The organism is Pseudomonadota bacterium, from assembly GCA_039193195.1.
Classification (GTDB): Bacteria; Pseudomonadota; Gammaproteobacteria; order Steroidobacterales; family JBCBZW01; genus JBCBZW01.
Genome location: JBCCWS010000002.1, coordinates 81273 through 100146 on the forward strand (window position 1 = coordinate 81273; position 18874 = coordinate 100146).

Sequence of the window (18874 nt, forward strand, 5' to 3'; positions counted from 1 at the left end):
TGCATCGCGCGCTCGCTTGACTACGATCGTACGCACTGGTGACGGACTCGCATCGTCCGCGGAAGGCGGCTCCAGCTGCCGCCCGCCCGGTTGTGGCAAGCGAGCGCCCGTGGTTCGCCGCTGCTTGCGCACCACCGTTCGGTTCGGGGGATCGCGCTCCGTCACGACCGAGGCGGCCTAGCGTCTCGGCACAGCCCAGAACCTCAAGCGAAGCTCTGGGAAGTCCTGCTGAAGGCGATCGACGAAGAAGGCGATCGCCGCTGAGTCCTTGCGCAGCGCATCCCACGCCCGACCTTCGGCACGCAGCAGGTAATAGGTCCACCGATTCAGCGTCGGCACACCGCGAGGCTTGACCCGCGCCAGCTCCATCTCCAGCACGGAGGTGCGGCTGTCGATCTCCTCCACGGGGCCCACGATCATCTGCTCGGGCAGATGCGCGAGGGAGAGTTCATCGACGCTGGCGGTCGCTGCCAACACTAGGTCCACATCTTCGAGAACGGCGCGATCTTTGATGGGGAAGAGCCAGGTCTGCTTCTCCTCTACCTTGGTGCCCGGGAGTTCGATCGGACGGTCGGACAGGGGCGCCGTTAGCACCTCGCGCAGCTCTTCGATCACGGCCATAAAGGCGGGGCCTGGATTTCCGTGCTCGTAGGTGACGCCGTCTTCCGCGAGGCGCGGCGGCGAGGCGCCCAAGGTCGCCAGCTCGCCGCGCATTTGCAGTAGTAGGCGGTATGCTTCGGCGGGGTGCGCCTTCGTTGCCGTCAATCCACGCAGGGCCGGTTCGTAGCGGTTCACCGCGATCAGCCAGTGCAGATCCAACGAGCTATCGATGCCCACGGCGACATCGCCCAGGCGTCGCTCGAGCTGCACGGCTCTTGCCTTGGCCAGGGTGACGAGCTCTCTCAACCAAAAGTCGAGCACCGTCGAGGCGTTCACCATGGTGATCGGCGGTACGAAATCCTCATCGAGGCGAACCGATCCGTCTGCGCCGCGTGGGCCGACTCGCGCCACGGCCAGGGACGGGCGATTGTCGGGGATGGCATCGCCGCGAGTGAGCCAGCTGCGCAAGCGCCCCACACGCACGGGCACGGCGGAGGGGCGGCGGCGGCCATTCGCCAGCGCGGCCTCGCCCTCGGCCAAGGCGGCGGCGTTGTCGATGACATCAGCCGTATGCGCCAGATAGCGTACGTCGGCTTCTGCGCCCTCGCTGTCGGCAACGGACTGACCTTGCAGGTCGCCCGTTCGCGGAGCGACGGCGAGGTAGATCACTTCGCCTCGCTCGCACTTACTGATATCGATAGGTGTCGGTCCTGAATGCTCCGCATCCACGACGAGGGGTGTGCCGTCGGGCATTAAGCCGTAGGCTGTAGACACCCCGAGCAACCCCGCCGGCAGCTCTGAGCGATCCAGGCTGACCTCGCGAAACCCCCAGGCACCGCCGAGGTTGCGCATAAGATCCCCAAGCAGGGTCTCGAGGTAGCGCGTGTGCTGCTGCAAATGGTGGGGCTGCATGAACAAGCCCTCAGACCAGATGACCGTATCCCTGTCAGCCAAACTTCAATCTCCTAGACCGGATGCTCAGCGCACAGTCTCCGGCGCGCGATTATCGCCACGAGCGCCTGCGTAAGCGCTTGCAACGGCGCGTCGATACTCGTTGTCGAACTCGCTCAAGCGATCGAGTTGTCGAGTGAATTCCTCGCGGTATTGATCCCAATAGCTGGCCTTCTTCAGCGGCCCGGGGAGCGTGCGACCGCTAGCATGGGCGACTTCGGCGATGCGCGCCGGGGCTAGGCTGTCGAAGACCGATCTCACAGCACCGTCGACCGCCCGCGGCACGGCGACCGCGTGGTGGTAGAACTCGCGCTCCACCTCATCGAGGGCCGCTAGCGGATCGCTCACGGAGCGGTGCGTGTGAGCGAACAACGCATCGATGAGACTGGCTATGTCGATCTGCGGGCTGAGCAGAGGATTGACGTGGCCGCGAGCCATGGCGAGCGCGGGAATCCTGTACTCGTCGCGAAAACGCTCTTGCGCCACCATCGCCTTGCGGATCACCTCGAGCGAGCGGCGAAGCACCGAGCCCCACAGCACCAGGCGATCGCGAGCCTGATGCGCATCCGCTACGGCGAAGGTATCCCTCGACATCGACAGTCCGTCAGCAAAGGCCCCGAGCAGGGCGACGGCCAGATCGAGATCCGGCGCGGGCGCAGGCCCTTCGGTCGTTTCGCCGAGGGGCTCCGCATCAGCAGTTTCCGTCGCCACCTCGGGTGGTGGCGGTGGCCCGTCGCTGCTTGGCGGCTCGGGCACGCACGCGGGCGCCTCCGCGAGCTCCCCTCGCGGCGACTCGCCGTGCGCAGGCTGCGTAGCGCTCGTTCCGGCGCGTCCGCCCTGTTCCATCGCGAGCTCGTACCACGGCACCGCCCTGACCATGACGTCACGATCGCCGATGGACAGCACGTCGCCATCGCGCAGGGCGACCTTGCGCCGCGCGTCCAGCTCCTGGCCGTTCAGCGCAGTGCCATCCGCGCTCTCCAGGTCTTCGACGAAGAAATCCTCGCCGCAATGAACGATGCGGGCGTGTTGTCGCGAGACGTGCGGCAGGTCGATCACAAGGTCACAGCGCTGCGCATCGCGACCGAGCAAACCGCCGGCGCTACCGATTCGGATCGTCGCCCCTGTGCTCGAGCGCCCAAAGCGGTCGCGCCGGGGATCGAGGGTAATCTCCATTGCGCTGCTACTCATCCACTTGCGCGCCCTGCTCGCTCTCGCGCTTGCGCTTGCGCCACCAGCGCCGCTTGCGAGGCTCTACCTCGACGGCGTTGCCCTTAAGGTGAACATGTAGCGTCAACTTAGATTCTCTCGGTGTCGGCACGACGACACGCCACGTGCCGGTTTGCCACTCGCGAAAACCGATGAACAGCGCCAGGTGGGTGACCCCTGGGGCCATTTCCAGCGGGCCGACAAAGTTAGTGGAGTCAGGCTGCACCAGCAACTCTTGCTCGGCGACCAGATCGCCGCCCAGGGTGTCAGCGGAACGCTCGTAGAGCGACCAAAATTCCGCCGCCTGGAAAGGGAGATCGTTGCGTAGCTGATAAATCCGCACGGCAACCGGGGCTGGCGCGCCGCCTGGTAGGGGGTTGAGGTCTGCCTGCGCCGTCACCGCGAGGCGTACTACGGAAGCATCCTTTTCGAACAGGCCGAAAACCGCGAGGGCGCTGCTCGCGAAAAGTGCGGACGCGAGCCCGACCAGCGGCGCCAGAGCTGGGATCGGTGGTCGCATCGAGCGGTGCGGGCGCCGCCCAGTCGGCCTCAGGCGCGCGTGATCCGTTGCGCTCATCATCACTCCCTGAACACTGCTTCTCGGCGCATCGATGCGCGCTGGATGACCGCGTGATCAACGCTCCCAAGCCCCCAGGCCCCGCGATTCAAAGCGTAAGGCCCAGTGGTATATTACCGCCTCGTTTTGGCCGTGGTTGGGATGTCCGTCAGCATGGAAGCACGCTCGGTGTTGCGCAAGCTCGCGCACGGCTGCCTTGGCAGCTTGATCATTTTCCTAGCTAGCTGCACCACTGCTCCAACGCCCCCCGCAGAAACCCCCTTAGCTTGCGCTCCCGCCGATAGCGCCCAGTGCATTTGCGAAGCGCAAGGCGCGCAGTCGAGCGCGTGCTTGTGCGCCACTGACGCGTCCGGTGACGCCTGCTACTGCGCGGATCCGTCGAACGCTCAGACAAACCGTTGCTTTTGCTACGACAACCCTAGCGACCTGAACTGCCTGACCCTGGATTGCCCCATCGGCGACTCTGCCCGTGCGCTCACGACCGACGCCCTCGAGGCGGCTGACCGTGGTGCCTGGGAGCGCTCCCGCGAGCTCACACTGTGCGCGCTACGAGTGGACGCAGCCGACGATCGAGCCAATTTGTTGCGCTCGCAACTCGATCTCGGCGGCGAGTACTTCGCCGCGATCGGCATGGTGGGAAGCCAGCCTTACGAGGTGCAGCCCGGCGACACGCTCGGCTCTATCGCCGCCAACTGCCTGGGCCGGGGCGAACTATTCGTCGCGCTCGCCTTAGCGAACGAGCTCGATGCGCCGAAGAACTTGACTCCCGGCGATCGCCTCGTGATTCCCGGTGAACGCGCCTGCGCCCCTAGCGTCGACTACCTGGCAGAGGCACTGGCCGCCGAGCAGCGTGGCGACCTTCAGCAAGCGTGGCGCTTTATTCAGCGCGCGGGGCGTGGCGCGCAAGAAGCACGCCTGCGCATCGGTAGCGCCTACGCATCACAGGTCACCGAGCAGGCGTTGGAGGCGGTAGAGCGGGACTGCCCAGGCGCCCGCGCCCAGTGGCGGCAGGCGTTGGCGATCGACGCTAGCAACGAGGAAGCGGCCTTCTTCCTTCGCGAGGTGACGTGCGAGTGACGCGCCTAGCTCGTGCCATCCAGCACGGACAGGTAAGCGCGTGCACCGGCATGTGTCGGGTCTCGCTGGAGCACCTGCTCAAACAGTGCGGCCGCCGCCTCACGATCGCTATCCAGCAATCCGAGGGCCTCGTTGAATAGCACGCTCGCCTCACTGGTGGCCTTCAGGTAAGCCGCCTGCTCGTCAGGGATTGTGGGCTCTTCGTCGCCGTGGGCGGCGCTCGCGCGCGCCGATACCTGCACGGCGAGCGAGGCGGGCGGCGTAATCGCTCTGCCAGCTACGCGCGTCAACGCCCACCGACGATGCCAGGATCGCAGGCGAGCCCGCAGCCCAGGGTGGGTAGGATCTAGGGCCAGTGCCGCCAGGGCCTCGCGTTCGGCCCGCTCGCGATCACCGGCCTGCCACGCACGCTCGGCCGCCTCCAGCAACACGCGCTGACGCGTCGCCAGTTTGCCCGCGATCTCTTCGACTCGCCGCCCGAGCGCCTCCCGCGCACCACCGACCCTACTGACAGCGTGGGCAATCCGCAGACTGCGCAACGCCGCTGGCAGATCATCGCCCGCCAGGTGCGCTGCGGCCCTCGAGAGCTGCTCGGCGATAAACCTCTCCCGCGCGGCCTCCACTCTCGCGGCCGCGGGGTCCTCCGGCACGCTCACGCACCCCGGGAGCATCACCAGCAGCGCGATGACCGGAAGCGCTACAGCAGCAGCGTGGCGTGACGCGGGCCGCGGACGAGGCATCAGCGATAACTCTGCTCTACTACCAGATTCTCAGCGAAATCGTCCAAGCCATGCTCGCCGTAGATCATCGAACGCTGCAGGAGATAGGGGTGCGCGAAAAATGGATTCGCCCCTCGGCGAACCGTAAAGGCGCTTGCGTAGCCACTATCGCGCAGGAGGTCGACAACCTCGCCCGTGGTAGCCCCGTAGGGATATGCAAAGGCAGACACCGGCGCATCGATCAGCGCCGCTAGCCGCTGCGCCGGTTCGCCCACCTCGTCCGCCAGGCGCTGGCGATAGTCTGTCGTCGATTCACCAGGCATGAGCTGCGACAAGTTGGCGTGGGTTTTCGAATGGGGCGCGAAGCGGATGAGCCCGGTGGCCGCCATCTCCGTCATCTGAGCCGGCTTCAGGCCACCGCGGCCTACAAAGTCGCTATACACGAACACCGTTGCCGGAAAGTCAAACTCCCTAAGCAGCGGAAACGCCACGCTGTAGGTCGACGGATAGCCGTCGTCGATGGTGATCACCACCGAGCGCGGCGGTAAGGTGCCGTCGCCGGTGAGAAACGCTAGCGCCTCCTCAAGGTGAACCACCCGATAACCATGGTCGCGCAGGTAAGCGAGCTGCGCGCGAAACTGCGCTGGTGTCACCGTCAGGCGACTGCTGGGAGTTCCGAAGCGGTGGTAACACAGCACGGGGACGGACTGGATGGTCGTCGGTCCGATACCGCCTGGGTTGAGCGGCCTCAATGGAACGACGAACGGCCGATCGAGCCCTGGGGTCGCGCCGTCGTTTGCCGCGCTCAGGCGCCAGCCCTCCCGAGGGTCGCCCAGGTACTGCTGGGCGAGCGTGGCGAGGGTGTCTGCAGCGTCGGGCAGCACCACGAGGAAGTGATCATTGCGACCGATCTCGACCGCCGAGACTGCAGCCGTCGCGACGCTGAGCAGGGCGACAGCGGCCAGGCAGGCGCGAATCAACGACGTATTCACCCCTGAGCATCTCACGGCTAGTGGCCTCCTTGACTGGGACGCGAGGCGGGGATTCTGGCACGAAGTAGCCGCGATGTGCTCAGCCGACGCTGTCGCCTTGCCTTCGACTGCTGGCGTCCCTACCCTCGTCCTCCACTAGCTTCAGACTCGGCCTCCCCCTCTCTCATGAGCAAGATCCAGACCGGCACTCGTCACTCCCGAGCGCTGCAAACCGGCGCCGACCTCCCGTCGTACCGTATCGAGCGGGTGTTGGGCGTGGGTGGCTTTGGCATCACCTATCTTGCACGCCATGAAACGCTGAAAAACAAGCTGGTTGCGATCAAGGAGTACCTGCCGAGCAACGTCGCCTACCGAGATGATGACGCGATCATCCGCCTGGAGACGGAGTCGCTTCGCGGCGACTTCGAGCACGGCCTCGACAACTTTTTCCGCGAAGCCACCAACCTGTTCAACCTCACCCAGGGCGACGCCAGCTCCCTTGCCAACGTGGTGAAGGTGGAGGACGTGTTCCGCCATCAGGGCACGGCCTACATGGTGATGGAGTACATCGATGGCGACTCCCTGGAGTCGATGATCGAGAGCATGGAGAGCTCGGGTACCAAGCTCTCCGAGGAGCGCCTGCGACAACTGATTCTGCAGCTCGGCGCCGCCGTCCAGTTCATGCACGACAGCCACTTGCTACACCGAGACATCACGCCCTCCAACGTGATCATCCGGCGCAGCGACGACACGCCGGTGCTGATCGACTTTGGCTCTGCGAAGCACGAAGCAGGCGTCACTCAAGCGTTTCTTGTCGACGCGCAGCCACCGGTGACCCAGCACACGCGCGTGGTGTTCACGCCTCGCTACTCCCCGCTCGAGCAGAGCGAAGGCCTCGACCAGGATGCGCGCACGGACATCTACAGCCTTGCAGCCACCATGTATCACCTGGCCTTGCGGCAAGCGCCCGTCCCCGCGAACAAGCGCCGCGGCACCTTGGAGGAAGGGCAACCTGACCCGAACACGCCGGCGCTACAGGCCGGCCGGAAAGCTGGCTACAGCGTGGACTTGCTCGCCTGCATCGACGCAGGGCTCGCCCTGCGTATGCGTGATCGGCCGGCCTCGGTGGGCGAATGGCTGGGCCCCCTCGGCCTCGAGGGCGCGTCGAGCACCATTACCAACTCGCCGAGCACTGCCTACGAGACTAGGCCAGCTACCGCGGCCCTCAACGCAGACCACGCCACGTCTGCTGAGCCTGCAACGAGCGGCTCTCGCAAACGCCTACCCATAATCCTCGGCGCCGTGGCAGTCGCGATCATCGTGGGCGGCTGGCAGCTAAGCCGTCCGAGCATCGATGGGCAACTCGACGAGGTGCGAGCCGCCCTAGCGCAGCAACCGTTCGCGACCGAGACCCTCGCCGATGCCCGGAAGATCTTCATGCGCACTCAGCTGAACGATAAAGCCACCCCTGGCCAACTCGCGCAGGCGCGCGCCGGGGTGACGGCCTGCGATCTGCTCGGCGAGTACCGCGGCTACACTCAGGCGGGCGAGGTTGCCGCAGCCGGTGACACGCTCAACGAACTCGAAACGGTGCTAGGTCCGGCTGGCCTCCCGCCTGCGGTGTTGCGCCAAGTCAGCGAGGACTACGACTTCGAAGCAGGCCTTGTCGAGCTGGGACTGGTGCTCGAGCGCACTGGCCTGGGCGCGGACCTGGCGGGGATTACCGAGGAGTTGCTAGCGAGCATGCAGCCCGCCGGCGCCGCGGACGCGCGCTTTGAAAGCGCCAGCAGCACTGCGGGGCATGTTGTCGAGGCAGCGCGGCAGCTCGAGTCCCACGAGTACGAAGCCGCGCTCGCGAGCGTGGCGGAGGCAGAGAGTACCTCCGCTGCCATGGGCCTCGGTGCCAACGTCGATCTAGGGACGGCACGTGGCGTGATCGATGAGGCACGCAACATCTACGGGCAGCAAACCCTGCGCGGGGCGACCGCAGCACTCGCCGGCGCGGGGGCCGACGCCGAGGCGCTGGCGAGCGCGCAGGCCTCCTTCGCCGAAGCGCAGCGCGTGCTACCGCAAGATGCACGCGCCCGGGTCGGACGACAGACCGCCGCCGCCCTACTCGCCCTAAGCCGCGGCGACGACGACGCCACCACACCGGATGCGCTCCTAGAAACGCTGGCACCGCTCGCTGAAGGCGCCTACGCCGCTGGCCTCGAGGAGCCTCAGTGGGCCCAGCTCACCCAGGCGTTCAGAGGCTTGCAGCAGGAGCGCACGCTCATTGACATCGAACGCCAGTTGATCGATGCGCCCCTCGAATCGAACGTGCACACACGAGCGCGCGGGTCGTTAAGGCAGGTGATCGCTGAGGTGAGAGAGCACGAGCTTGCGCCATCTCTGATCACCAGCGCAGAGCAACGCGCCGGCGCAGTTGACGTTCTCGCGACGATTAGCGCCCAACTAGGCAGCGGGGAGTTCGACGCGGCAGCCGCCAGTCTCGAGCAGCGTGGCGAGGTCGTGCGAGCCGGCAGCGAAGATGATCGCTTGCTGCGCGCCGTCGCCGCCGCGACGGACCGTGCCACGGCGAACGAAATAGAGCGCAGGGCTCAGGCCTTGCAGGAGAGCCTTGGCGATTGGCGCCCCCCAGATGTGCCTCGGCAAGCGCGGCAACGCCTCGAGGCGCTACAAGCGCTTGCTGCTCAGGACGCTCGCGCGCTCAGCGCCCAACGCTTGCTCGACGCCGCAACAAGTCTGTTGGCCAGCGCCAAGGCGAAGCGCTTCGATACCGCGTTTGCAGCACTGGAGGAAGCCCGCGTCGCCGCCAACGAACTCGACATCGACCAGACGGCCGCAAACGAGCAGCGTCAGTGGCTGCAGGCACAAACAGACGCGCACGTCACCGAGGAACTCGCGAGCAAGGTCGAAGTGCTGCGCAAATCGCCCCTCGCGAACGGTGCCCAGGAGCAGACCCGCGAGACGCTCGAGAAGATGGCAGAGCTACTCACCCTGGCGGACCTGCCGAGGGACTCGCTCGATGCCGTGATGCAAACCACCGGCGCCCTTGCAGAGGCGAGTACTGCCCTCGAGCGCAGTGACTTTCTTCAAGCAGACACCGAAGCCGATCGCATCGAGGCGCTTGCCAACTCCAGCGCCTTGGCACTCGACGGGGTGCTCGGTGCACTTCGTGAGAGGATTCAGGCTCGGCGCGCCAGCGCCACGGCCGACACGGATAAGCTCGTGCGCTCATTGCTCGATGAGGTGCACGGGAGCGTCTCTAAGTCACCTATCGATCTTGCAGCACTGGCGGCAGCTGAAGCACAGCTCGAAACGCTCGACGAGCGCCGTGAGAACCCACAGATCGCTTACGACTGGAGCGGCGTGGACAACGTCCAGACCACCCTCGGTGCCCTCGCTCAAGCGCGACGCATCGCCAACAACCACGACTATGTGCGCGCATCGACGCTGCTGGTGGAGGTGAGCGTCGCCTTGCCCCAGTCGTCCCGGTGGCGCGCCCTGCTCACGAGCGGCACGCAAGCGCTAGCCACCCTTCGCCAGGAAACCTTGACAACGCTGCTGCGTTCCGCCGGCGATCGCCTAGCGCAGGCACCCTTCGACAGCGCGGCCTGGAGCGCCTCGCGCCAGGATTACCGCATCGTTGCCAAGATCGAAGCCGCTGACGACGCCCAAGGCGCCCTGGGGCAACGGTTCATCGATTTCCTTGAGCAGACGTCCGGTCCAATGCAACGGGAGGACTACGTGTGGATGCGCGGTGAAGGGTCCACGCTAGCCACACGTGCCCGAGAGTTCGCGCGTCTCCCGAGTGCGTTGAAGACAAGCCTCGCCATAGCCCGAGACATCGACAAGCGCGTGACCACCCAGGACAGCGACTCACAGTCCTCCTTGGACAGGTTGTTCGCGACCTTAGAGGTCACCGGTGAACTGGATCAATACGACACGCTGCTGGCAGACGTCGCAGGCCTGCGACAGGAGGCGCAACGCACGGGTCAGGACCCCGTGGTCATCGTCTACGACGTGCTCACCGTTCATCTCAAACGTTTCGGCAGCGTGATCGAACGCGTCGAGGCGCGTGAGCTGATCGGCGCCAAGGAGGCTGCTCGGCAGCTGAACGGCGAAGGACTCGACGCGGTCGCCGGCACGGCGCAACTCGCTCAAGGGCGCCAAGACGCGCTCAGCAAAGCTCATAGCAAGCTGGTCACCTATACAACCGGCGAGTCTGCCAAGTCGCTCGTACGCAACAACCGACGGCTCTCCGATGCGCTGGACGAGCTAGCGATAGACCCCTTCGACGCCGCGGCTCAGCAGGCCGCACGCCAGGAGACCGGTGAGATCTTGCGCGCACAGGCGGATCTGCCGGATGCGCTGACCGCCCTTTCTCTGCTCGATGCTATCGCCTCACTCGGCGCCAATCCGCCATGCGAAGCGCTGGACACCGCGCGCGAGATCGTCGCGCAGTTTCGCTACATCTCCGCCAACCTCTCATGGCTGGATCCCTGCTGAGGCATCGTCGCCAAAGAGCCGGTCGCTCGTGCCCGATGGGCAATCGAACATAGCGCTCGTTCAGGAAGATCAGACATGAATGCTGCAGACTACCGGGCACACTGGACCCTCGCACCGGAAATAGCGTTTCTCAACCACGGCTCCTTTGGCGCCTGCCCGCGCACGGTTCTTGCTGAACAGCAGGCCTTACGCGATCGCCTCGAAAGGCAACCAGTGCAGTTTTTCGCTAGAGACCTGGTGGGCCTACTCGATGAGGCGCGGGCCCCTCTGGCGCAGTTCCTGCACTGTGATCCGGCTGATCTCGCCTGGGTCACCAACGCTACGGCGGGTGTGAACGCCGTGCTTCAGTCACTACCGATCGAGCCGGGCGATGAGCTACTCACCACCGATCACGAGTACAACGCCTGCTTCAATACGCTCGCTTACGTGGCCGAGCGCTACGGCGCGAAGGTGCGCGTTGCAAGACTGCCCACTCCGCTTCGAGACACAGAGGAGGTTGTAACGACGCTTTGTACGGCCGTTACCGACAAGACTTGTCTTCTCCTCATCGACCACGTCACCTCACAAACAGGTTTGGTATTGCCCATCGATGACATCGCAAGGGCCATGCGTAAGCGAGGTGTGCGCGTGCTGGTGGATGGCGCCCATGCCCCTGGCATGGTGCCCTTGGCACTCGACAGCCTCGACGTGGACTACTACGCCGGCAACTGCCACAAGTGGCTATGTGCACCGAAAGGTGCAGGCTTCCTGTGGGTGGCCCCTCAGCATCAGAACGAGGTACGACCGGCGATTATCAGCCATGGAGCGAGCGCACCGACGCGCAAGCGTTCCCGCTTCCGAAACGAGTTCGACTGGATCGGCACCTCCGATCCGACGCCGATGCTGTGCGTGCCCGCAGCCCTACGCTTCATGGGAGGACTCCTCCCAGGTGGCTGGCCGGCCTTGCGAAGGCACAATCGTTCGCTCGCCCTGGCGGCACGAGAGGTGCTGATCGACGCCCTTGGCGGAGCACCGCTCGCGCCGACGCAAATGATCGGTTCCATGGCCGCACACCCGTTACCCCCGAGCCGGAACGCGTCTCCTCCTGAATCCCTGCTGTATGCGGATCCTCTACAGGAAACACTCCTCGGCGAACACGGAATAGAGGTGCCCATCGTCCCCTGGCCTGCGCCGCCGGCACGGCTCGTGCGTGTTTCGGCCCAGGTCTACAACTGCTTGGACGAGTACGAGCAGTTGGCTGCCGCCCTACCCGCGGCGCTGACCAGAGAATAAGATCCGGAGCAATCGTGCAGACGCGCGATGCAAGATCAGGCTCAGGCCACCGAGGGCCCAGCGCGAGGCGACGCGCCAATGGACGAATCACTAAAGGCAGGGTTCACGCTCGGCGAGTGGCACGTGCTGCCGCTGGAGGGACGTATCACCGGCTCCGTTGGCGAGCGGCGACTGCGCCCACGCACCATGGATCTGCTCGTGCATCTGGCCGTCCACGCCGGCGAAGTGCTTCCGCGGGATGCGCTGATCGACGCGGTGTGGGGAGCGAACGCCGTCGCCGACGAGCCCCTTACACGAACGATCGCTGACCTGCGTCAAGCGCTGGGTGACAAGCGCCATCAGCCACAGTACATCGAGACGATCCCCAAGCGCGGCTACAAGCTGCTCTTGCAGCCATCCCACCTTGCGCCCACCGCCCAGGTCAATCCTGACGCAACGGCGTCCCTGCCACTAACGAGTACCCCCTGGCGCTCGCGCGTAAGGGCTGCGCTGGCGACGGGATTAGGGGTGGCGATGCTAGTGACGCTCACCACGCTGCTGGTCACACGGTCCCCTGAAACGCCCGCCCCACCGACACTGACGGTAGGGCCCGCTGTCGCTGTACTCCCCTTCGAGCTACTGAGCACCGATCAGGGCGATGAGATGTTTGCGGAAGGCCTATCAGACACGCTCACTCACGTGCTCGCCAAAGTGCAGGGCTTGCGGGTCATCGCGAGGCGCTCGGCCGCGATGTTTCGCGACGGCGGCGTGGATGTGCGCGAGATCGGCAATCAGCTCGGCGTCAGCGCCGTCCTAGAAGGCAGCGTACAGCGCGACGATCGCACCTTGCGCATCCTCGCCCGACTGATCTCCACCCGCGATGGCACCAGCCTGTGGGCTGGGCGCTTCGATCGCTCGCCCCAGGATCTGTTCGCCGTGCAAGACGAGATCGCTGCGGAGGTTGCCGCGGCCATGCACATCGTCTTGTTGCCCGAGCGACGTGAACATGCCACCCGCGTTGCCTTCGCGACCGAGAATCTCCAAGCCTACGATGCCTACGTGGAGGGACAGCGCAATCTCGGGCGTCGCACCACCGCATCGATCGCCGCTGCCATCGACGACTTCCGCCGCGCCGTGACGCTCGACCCTAGCTACTCGCTCGCTTGGGTGGGCTTAGCAGACGCCCACATCGTGCTGCGCTACTACGGCAACATCTCCTTAGAGCGGATGGAGGCGCAGGCGAGCAACGCGATCGACAGGGCTCTCGCGATCGAACCTGACCTGGGCGAGGCCTACGCGTCCCTCGGCCTGCTCAACTGGGAGCTCTCACGCATCGCCGAGGCGGAGGCAGCCCTGCGCCGAGCGATCGCGATGGCGCCAAACTACTCCCAGGCGTACTTCTGGCTCGCCACCGTTTACAACGACACGGGCCGTTCTGACCAAGCACTGCCGATGCACCGGCTGGCGCTGGAGCTGGACCCCTTAGCGCCGAACATCCACACCGCCATCGCTGTCGCTCTCGAGAAGCTTGGCCGCTTCGAGGAGGCGCGTGAGCAGTACGCGCACATCATGCAAATCGACAGCGGCTACGGAGCCGCGATCGATCGCGCAGCGCAGCTGCACTGGAGCGCACTCGCGCGGTTGGACAACGCCATACGGCTAGAGCAGCTGGCGCTCGAAGTGGATCCCGGCTACACGATCGCCCCCGCGTTGCTCACCGAGCTGTTCTTGGATCTGGGCGATACGCAAGAGGCTGAACGCTGGCTGTCCGAGGCGCAACGCTTGGGCGCCGACACCGATTGGCCCCATCGCGCCCGAGCCCTATTGCTCACCTACGCGGAAGAGGATCCACAGGCCCGGTTCGATCTGGCGCGTGAGCGCCTGCCCGGCGCACGCAACAGCGAGACCCGCGAGATCCTGCTTCGCGTGGCCCGTGATGTGCTGCTCGCGCGCGGTGAACCAGGCACCGCGGTAACGCTCTACGCCGCTACGTACCCTTCGCTCACCACTGACTCGCCGCAACTCGACAGCCATACGCTCGGCACGGCGGTGGACTTCGCCTTTGCCCTGCGGGCGGCGGGGCAGGCGACCAAGGCCGATCGACTACTGCGGGCTGCCGAACAGATACTGCCCCAGCTCCCACGCCTGGGCTGCTGTGGCTACGGCAGCGTGGACGTGGAGATCCTCGTGCAACGGGGCGAGCTGGCGCAGGCCGTCGACCGCCTGAGCGAGGCAGTCGATAGCGGATGGCGTAGGCACTGGTGGTGGGAAACGCGGGCCAATCCAGCCCTAGCTGCCCTCCGAGAAGACCCTCGCTACCAGCGTTTGCTCAATCGCCTGGAAGCCCATGGAGCCTCACAACGCCTTGTTTTAGAATAAAAAAAAAGAGGGCGAGAACTTTCAGGAAAATGGGAGCTTTCTCGCAGGTGCCCGGCAAGGGGTCGGCTCAGCATCGTTGCCACGAGTGCTGGGAACGGTTCCCTGCACCGCGCACAACCCCGAGGAAGCAACCACATGAACCACCTCAACACCCGCTTGTACCCCACGCTCGTCGCCGCTCTGGCCGTGGCGACCGCATTGCCCGCGCTTGCCAACATCCCGACGGGAGAGTTGCTGCACTTCGACATCGCCGAGGACGGCACGCGCTTTGTCTTCGATGAGGAGCACCGCTTCGAAGACGGCCTGCCCGCCTACGGCAACGTGTTTACGACCCAAGGCTACATCTACCCGCGGGGACTGCTCACCTGCACCGACGAGGGCTGCAACGGGGTGCTCGAGGACGGTAGTCCTGAGTTCCCCGAGCAGGTGCTCGGCGAGTGGACCTGCTGGGGTACCCACGTAGGGGACGGCGCCAGAACGCTGACCGGTCCGTGGGTGATCACCAACCAGCAGTTCGATCTCGGCCAACGGTTCGGCGATCAGACCGTGCTCACCAACGGCTACGAGTTGGTCGACATCGATGTGCCGGTGAAGCGCGCGATCCAGGGCGGCACCGGGCGCTTCACTGGCGCTGAAGGTCAGCAACAGCAGACCCTGCTGGGGTTCAATCCGAGCGACGGCGTGGCCCTACGTGTCGTGTTGAGTGTGCAGGAGGACGCCGCACGCAACTGAGCAAGCCGCGGGAGTGGACCTGTCCGCTCCCGCCTTCCCTTAGAGAGAAGCCGATGGAACTTCGTCCCTATCGCGAGTCAGACGTGCAGCGCCTTGCCGCCCTTGCCAACAACCTACGGGTGTCGCGCTACCTGATCGACACCTTCCCATACCCATACACGCAGAAGGACGCCAGTTGGTGGATTGGCGAAGGTGCCCACGCCAACCAGGCGATAGCGCGAGCGATCGTCATCGGCGACCAGTTGGTTGGGTCCGTTGGACTGACCCCACAACAGGGATGGCGCTCGCACATCGCCGAGATCGGCTACTGGATCGGCGAACCCTACTGGGGACGAGGCATCGCCACCTGGGCGCTCTCCACGATGACCCGCGAGGCCTTCGAGGAGCGCGGCTACCGCCGCTTGATTGCTCCGGTGCTCGCGCCTAACGCGGCCTCAGCGCACGTGTTGGAGAAGTGCGGCTATCGACTCGAAGGCACGCTGACCGAGGAGGTGTTCAAGCTCGGCGAGTTCCACGACATCTTGCACTACGCCCGCAACGCCCCCGGCAGTGAGCGCCGCGGAAACGAGCGATGAGCAAGTACCGCCACGCCACGCGCTGAGTGAGCTGGGACAAGTACTGTTCGTCGCCGTCGGTGACATCGACCTCACGTCGAACAGATGGCAAGCGCGTGTCTAGCGATCACTAAGTGACCGGCGATTGGCAGACGCCTAGGAGGAGACCTCCAGCCAATGGCCAGAGGCGATCCCATCCAGGGTCCAAGAGCCCACCCGATAGCGGATCAGTCGCAAGACGGGGAAGCCCACGGCCGCAAGCATTCGCCGCACCTGCCGATTGCGCCCCTCAAGAATCGTGAGGCTCACCCAGCGATCGGGCACGGTCTTTCGCACGCGCACCGGGGGGTTGCGCGGCCACAGGCTCGCGGGTGCCTCGATCAAGGTGGCCTTCGCCGCCTGGCAGGGACCGTCCTTCAGCACGAGTTTGCCATCGCGTAGGCCATCGAGGTCGCTTTCATCGGGATCCCCCTCCACCTGCGCCCAGTAGGTCTTGCTCATCTTGGCCCGCGGATGGGCGATGCGATGCTGGAGCGCCCCATCGTTAGTGAGCACCAGGAGACCCTCACTATCGCGATCCAGGCGACCGGCCGGGTAGATCCCTGGCACATCCACGTAGTCGGCCAGAGTGACCCGATGCTCTGCATCGGTGAACTGCGAGAGCACTCCCCAGGGTTTATTCAGCAGAATGACGCGGGCCATTACTAAGATGATCGCTAGTTACGTTGAGCCTGCTGATACCAGTCGACACCGTCCGCGTCGCGCTGTGCACTTACCAGGCCACGTCGCTCCAACTGGCGCAGGTGGGCTAGGGCTTCTCCAGTGGCGATGGTCTTCTCACCGCTTTGGATCGGCCGACTGAACAGCACCTCGAAGGTATCGAGCACGCGCAGAGGCTCGCGGCAGGCGCGGTACAGATCATCGAGCGACTCCTCGTGGTGTTCGATCAGCTGGGTGAGGCGCTGCTGAGCGCCGAAAAAGGGCAAGCCGTGGGAAGGGAGCACCAGCGTATCTTCGGGCAACTGTGCGCGCAGCGCCGCGCAGGACTCGAGCCACTCCTCTAGAGGATTCGCCTGCGACTCCGTCGGCCACACGCTCACGTTTGAGGAGATGCTGGGCAGGATCTGATCTCCAGCGATCAGCAGCTTCAGCTCAGCACAGTACAGGCAAGCGTGCTCGGGCGAGTGACCGCGCCCGATCAGCACGCGCCACTCATACTCCGCTAGGTGCAAACGCTGGCCACCCTGCAGGCGCGCGTACTCCCGTGGCAGCGGCGCCACGGCCGTGGCAAACAAGCCGAAGGTACTCGTGTAGTGGCCAAGGGCCTTCTCGCTGAACCCCGCGGCACGATAGAAGGCCAAAGCCTCAGAAGGCGGCTCGCCGGGAGCATCATTGCAAAGCATCCGGCCGTACAGGTACTCGCCGCGAGTCATGTGAAGGGGCACACCATGGCGTTGGCACAGCCAGCCGGCAAGACCCATGTGATCCGGGTGCATATGCGTGCAGATCACGCCGGTAACGGGCTTGCCCGCCAAGGGTCCCGCATCTAGCTGCTGCCACAGCTCGCGTGTGGTGTCCGTGCTGATGCCGGTGTCCACTAGAGTCCAGTGATCGCGACCTTCTAATATCCATAGGTTAATGTGTTCTAAGGAAAACGGCAGCGGCATGCGCAACCAGTGCACCCTTGGCGCCACCTCGATAAGCTCAGCAGGGGCAGGCGGCGTCTCGAAGGGAAAGCGCAGGGACGGTGCCGACACCTCGGCGGGCGGAGCGGGATCGAGATCGATGGGTTCACTCACGATGGAGAGTCTCTCAGCTGCCAGATCGGCCGTGGGTGAGGTCAATCCTCGAGGGCGATAACAGGCGCCTCGCTATGCACCCGCTGCGTGCGCCACACCACGCGCGGTGGCTGACCAGGGTCTGCATGTAGCACGTACACCTCCAGACCTTCGGACTTCTCACGCTCGCCGCCGAGGGTGAAATCCACCTCGAAGCTCATGTGGCATACGGCTGTCGGGCCGTAGTCTTGCGTGTCTATGCTCGTGATCGTGAGCTGCACGTCCGTGGCGGCATCAACGAACTCGCGATAGCTCGCGAGCATCGCTTTGCGCCCCTCGAGCTTTTCATCTCCAAAGGGCATGAGCATGACGACCTGCTCATCGAAGCAGGCCGCAAGCTCATCCCAGCGTCGGTGCAGCCAGGCGTCGTTGAGCGCACGAATTGTGGCTTCTGCTTCCATTCAGAACTCGGTTAGTCGAAGGCCCCGCCGGACCGCTCAGATGTCGTGAGCTCGATCGCCGACGATCCCCTTAGTCGATCGCCAGGCCAACCTAGCGGGCCGTGCTGTCTCCACAGCCATCACTGTGGGGCCGCAGACTGTCCGAAAAATCAACTTGGCGGGCGCCGCTGATCAGGGGTGCGAAAGCGCGGTACAGCACTTCGGCCCAGTGTCGAATGCCTTGGGCGTCGAGAATGAGATCGTTGCGCACTTCGAGCGCCACGTGCGGCAGGTCCGCCGACTCCGCGTGATGCGCCATGGTGAAGAAGTTGGGTAGGCGGCCAGAATACGGCTGGTTGTCCCCTACTTCGATGCCATCGATCTGGCTCAGGGACTTTATCAGCGGCAGAGAGAGGCGCGGATCCTGGTTCCACAAGACGCCGACATGCCAGGGTCGCGACTCACCTTGGAACACTGGCGTGCAGCTGTGGATGGCGATGAGGGCCGGCAGAATACGCCGCTCACGCATGCTGTCGAGGTGACGAGCAATCGCGTTGTGGTAGGGCCAAAAGCAACTGCGCGCGCGCGCTTGGCGCTGCGCCTCGGTCAGGTCTTCGTTACCGGGTACCCGGGTGCCATCGGCGACCACTGGGAACGCCACGGCATGGTCGTGGGGAAAGCGATTTGGATCGATGACAAGTCGCGAGTAGTTGGACAGGACGGCCGGGGCGTCGAGCAGCCGGGCGAGATGGCGAGTCACGGCAGCCGCGCCGATGTCCCAGGCTACGTGTCGAGACAGCCCTTCGTCGTTCAGCCCCAGCCGATCCAAGGCCGTCGGCACCGCTTGTCCGGCGTGATCGCAGACCAGCAACGCGTGGGCAGCGCCCGTTTCGTTGACGATCTGGTAGGGCGGCAGGTCGGTCGGGCCGAGCAAAGGAAGTGCTGATATGTCAGTCATCTACGCTCGCATTCAACAAAATAGGGTGGTCGCGAATCGCGGCCTAGCGGTCGACTATACGGAGCCGCGGCGGACTTGTGAACCAATCTGGTCCAGCGCTGGCGGTCGAGACGGGCAAGGGCATTTGGCTAATCACGCTAGCTCGGCTGGGTTGTGCCCACCTTGC

The 18874-nt window shown here is 65.0% G+C and carries 15 protein-coding genes; 6 read left to right on the forward strand and 9 right to left on the reverse strand.

All coding sequences use genetic code 11. The features are described from left to right. Positions 1–177: 177 nt before the first annotated feature. Genes tssK through tssJ form a run of 3 tightly spaced genes read right to left on the reverse strand, consistent with a single transcriptional unit; the run spans position 178 to position 3280 of the window. Complete coding sequence (tssK, locus tag AAGA68_02605; GenBank protein ID MEM9383922.1) at positions 178–1554, reverse strand: type VI secretion system baseplate subunit TssK; 1377 nt, start codon at positions 1552–1554, stop codon at positions 178–180. A gap of 24 nt (positions 1555–1578) precedes the next feature. Continuing rightward, positions 1579–2742 carry an FHA domain-containing protein gene (locus AAGA68_02610; protein ID MEM9383923.1) on the reverse strand — a complete coding sequence of 388 codons (1164 nt, stop codon included), beginning with the start codon at positions 2740–2742 and terminating at the stop codon, positions 1579–1581. Next, positions 2735–3280, reverse strand: a complete 546-nt coding sequence (gene tssJ, locus AAGA68_02615; GenBank protein ID MEM9383924.1) for a type VI secretion system lipoprotein TssJ — start codon at positions 3278–3280, stop codon at positions 2735–2737. The genes AAGA68_02610 and tssJ overlap by 8 nt, the downstream gene beginning before the upstream one ends. A 387-nt stretch (positions 3281–3667) precedes the next feature. Between tssJ and AAGA68_02620 the strand changes: the two genes are divergently transcribed. After that, positions 3668–4414: a LysM peptidoglycan-binding domain-containing protein gene (locus tag AAGA68_02620; protein MEM9383925.1), complete on the forward strand. Its 747-nt coding sequence runs from the start codon at positions 3668–3670 to the stop codon at positions 4412–4414. A 5-nt stretch (positions 4415–4419) separates the two neighbouring features. Here AAGA68_02620 and AAGA68_02625 read toward each other — a convergent pair whose 3' ends face one another. Then, positions 4420–5154, reverse strand: coding sequence for a hypothetical protein (locus AAGA68_02625; protein MEM9383926.1), 735 nt, complete (start codon positions 5152–5154; stop codon positions 4420–4422). Beyond that, entirely contained in the window at positions 5154–6125 is a 972-nt protein-coding gene (locus AAGA68_02630; protein MEM9383927.1) for a polysaccharide deacetylase family protein, read from the reverse strand. Before AAGA68_02630 ends, AAGA68_02625 begins: the two co-directional genes overlap by 1 nt. A gap of 165 nt (positions 6126–6290) precedes the next feature. Between AAGA68_02630 and AAGA68_02635 the strand changes: the two genes are divergently transcribed. From AAGA68_02635 to AAGA68_02655, 5 genes are all read left to right on the forward strand, one after another. Beyond that, on the forward strand, positions 6291–10616 hold the full coding sequence (locus AAGA68_02635) for a serine/threonine-protein kinase (protein ID MEM9383928.1): 4326 nt from the start codon (positions 6291–6293) through the stop codon (positions 10614–10616). A gap of 75 nt (positions 10617–10691) precedes the next feature. Then, entirely contained in the window at positions 10692–11888 is a 1197-nt protein-coding gene (locus tag AAGA68_02640) for an aminotransferase class V-fold PLP-dependent enzyme (protein ID MEM9383929.1), read from the forward strand. 78 nt (positions 11889–11966) lie between these two features. Further along, positions 11967–14246 (forward strand): winged helix-turn-helix domain-containing protein, encoded by a 2280-nt coding sequence (locus tag AAGA68_02645; protein MEM9383930.1) that lies wholly within the window; start codon positions 11967–11969, stop codon positions 14244–14246. 135 nt (positions 14247–14381) lie between these two features. Beyond that, entirely contained in the window at positions 14382–14978 is a 597-nt protein-coding gene (locus AAGA68_02650) for a hypothetical protein (protein MEM9383931.1), read from the forward strand. 53 nt (positions 14979–15031) lie between these two features. After that, a complete protein-coding gene (locus tag AAGA68_02655; protein ID MEM9383932.1) occupies positions 15032–15553 on the forward strand; it encodes a GNAT family protein in 522 nt (173 codons plus the stop codon). A gap of 135 nt (positions 15554–15688) precedes the next feature. Here AAGA68_02655 and AAGA68_02660 read toward each other — a convergent pair whose 3' ends face one another. From AAGA68_02660 to AAGA68_02675, 4 genes are all read right to left on the reverse strand, one after another. Further along, positions 15689–16234: a pseudouridine synthase gene (locus tag AAGA68_02660; GenBank protein MEM9383933.1), complete on the reverse strand. Its 546-nt coding sequence runs from the start codon at positions 16232–16234 to the stop codon at positions 15689–15691. A 14-nt stretch (positions 16235–16248) separates the two neighbouring features. Continuing rightward, a complete protein-coding gene (locus tag AAGA68_02665; protein MEM9383934.1) occupies positions 16249–17331 on the reverse strand; it encodes an MBL fold metallo-hydrolase in 1083 nt (360 codons plus the stop codon). Positions 17332–17372: 41 nt separating this feature from the next. Further along, complete coding sequence (locus tag AAGA68_02670) at positions 17373–17771, reverse strand: nuclear transport factor 2 family protein (protein MEM9383935.1); 399 nt, start codon at positions 17769–17771, stop codon at positions 17373–17375. Positions 17772–17862: 91 nt separating this feature from the next. Further along, on the reverse strand, positions 17863–18708 hold the full coding sequence (locus AAGA68_02675; protein ID MEM9383936.1) for an N-formylglutamate amidohydrolase: 846 nt from the start codon (positions 18706–18708) through the stop codon (positions 17863–17865). Between the last annotated feature and the right edge of the window lie 166 nt (positions 18709–18874).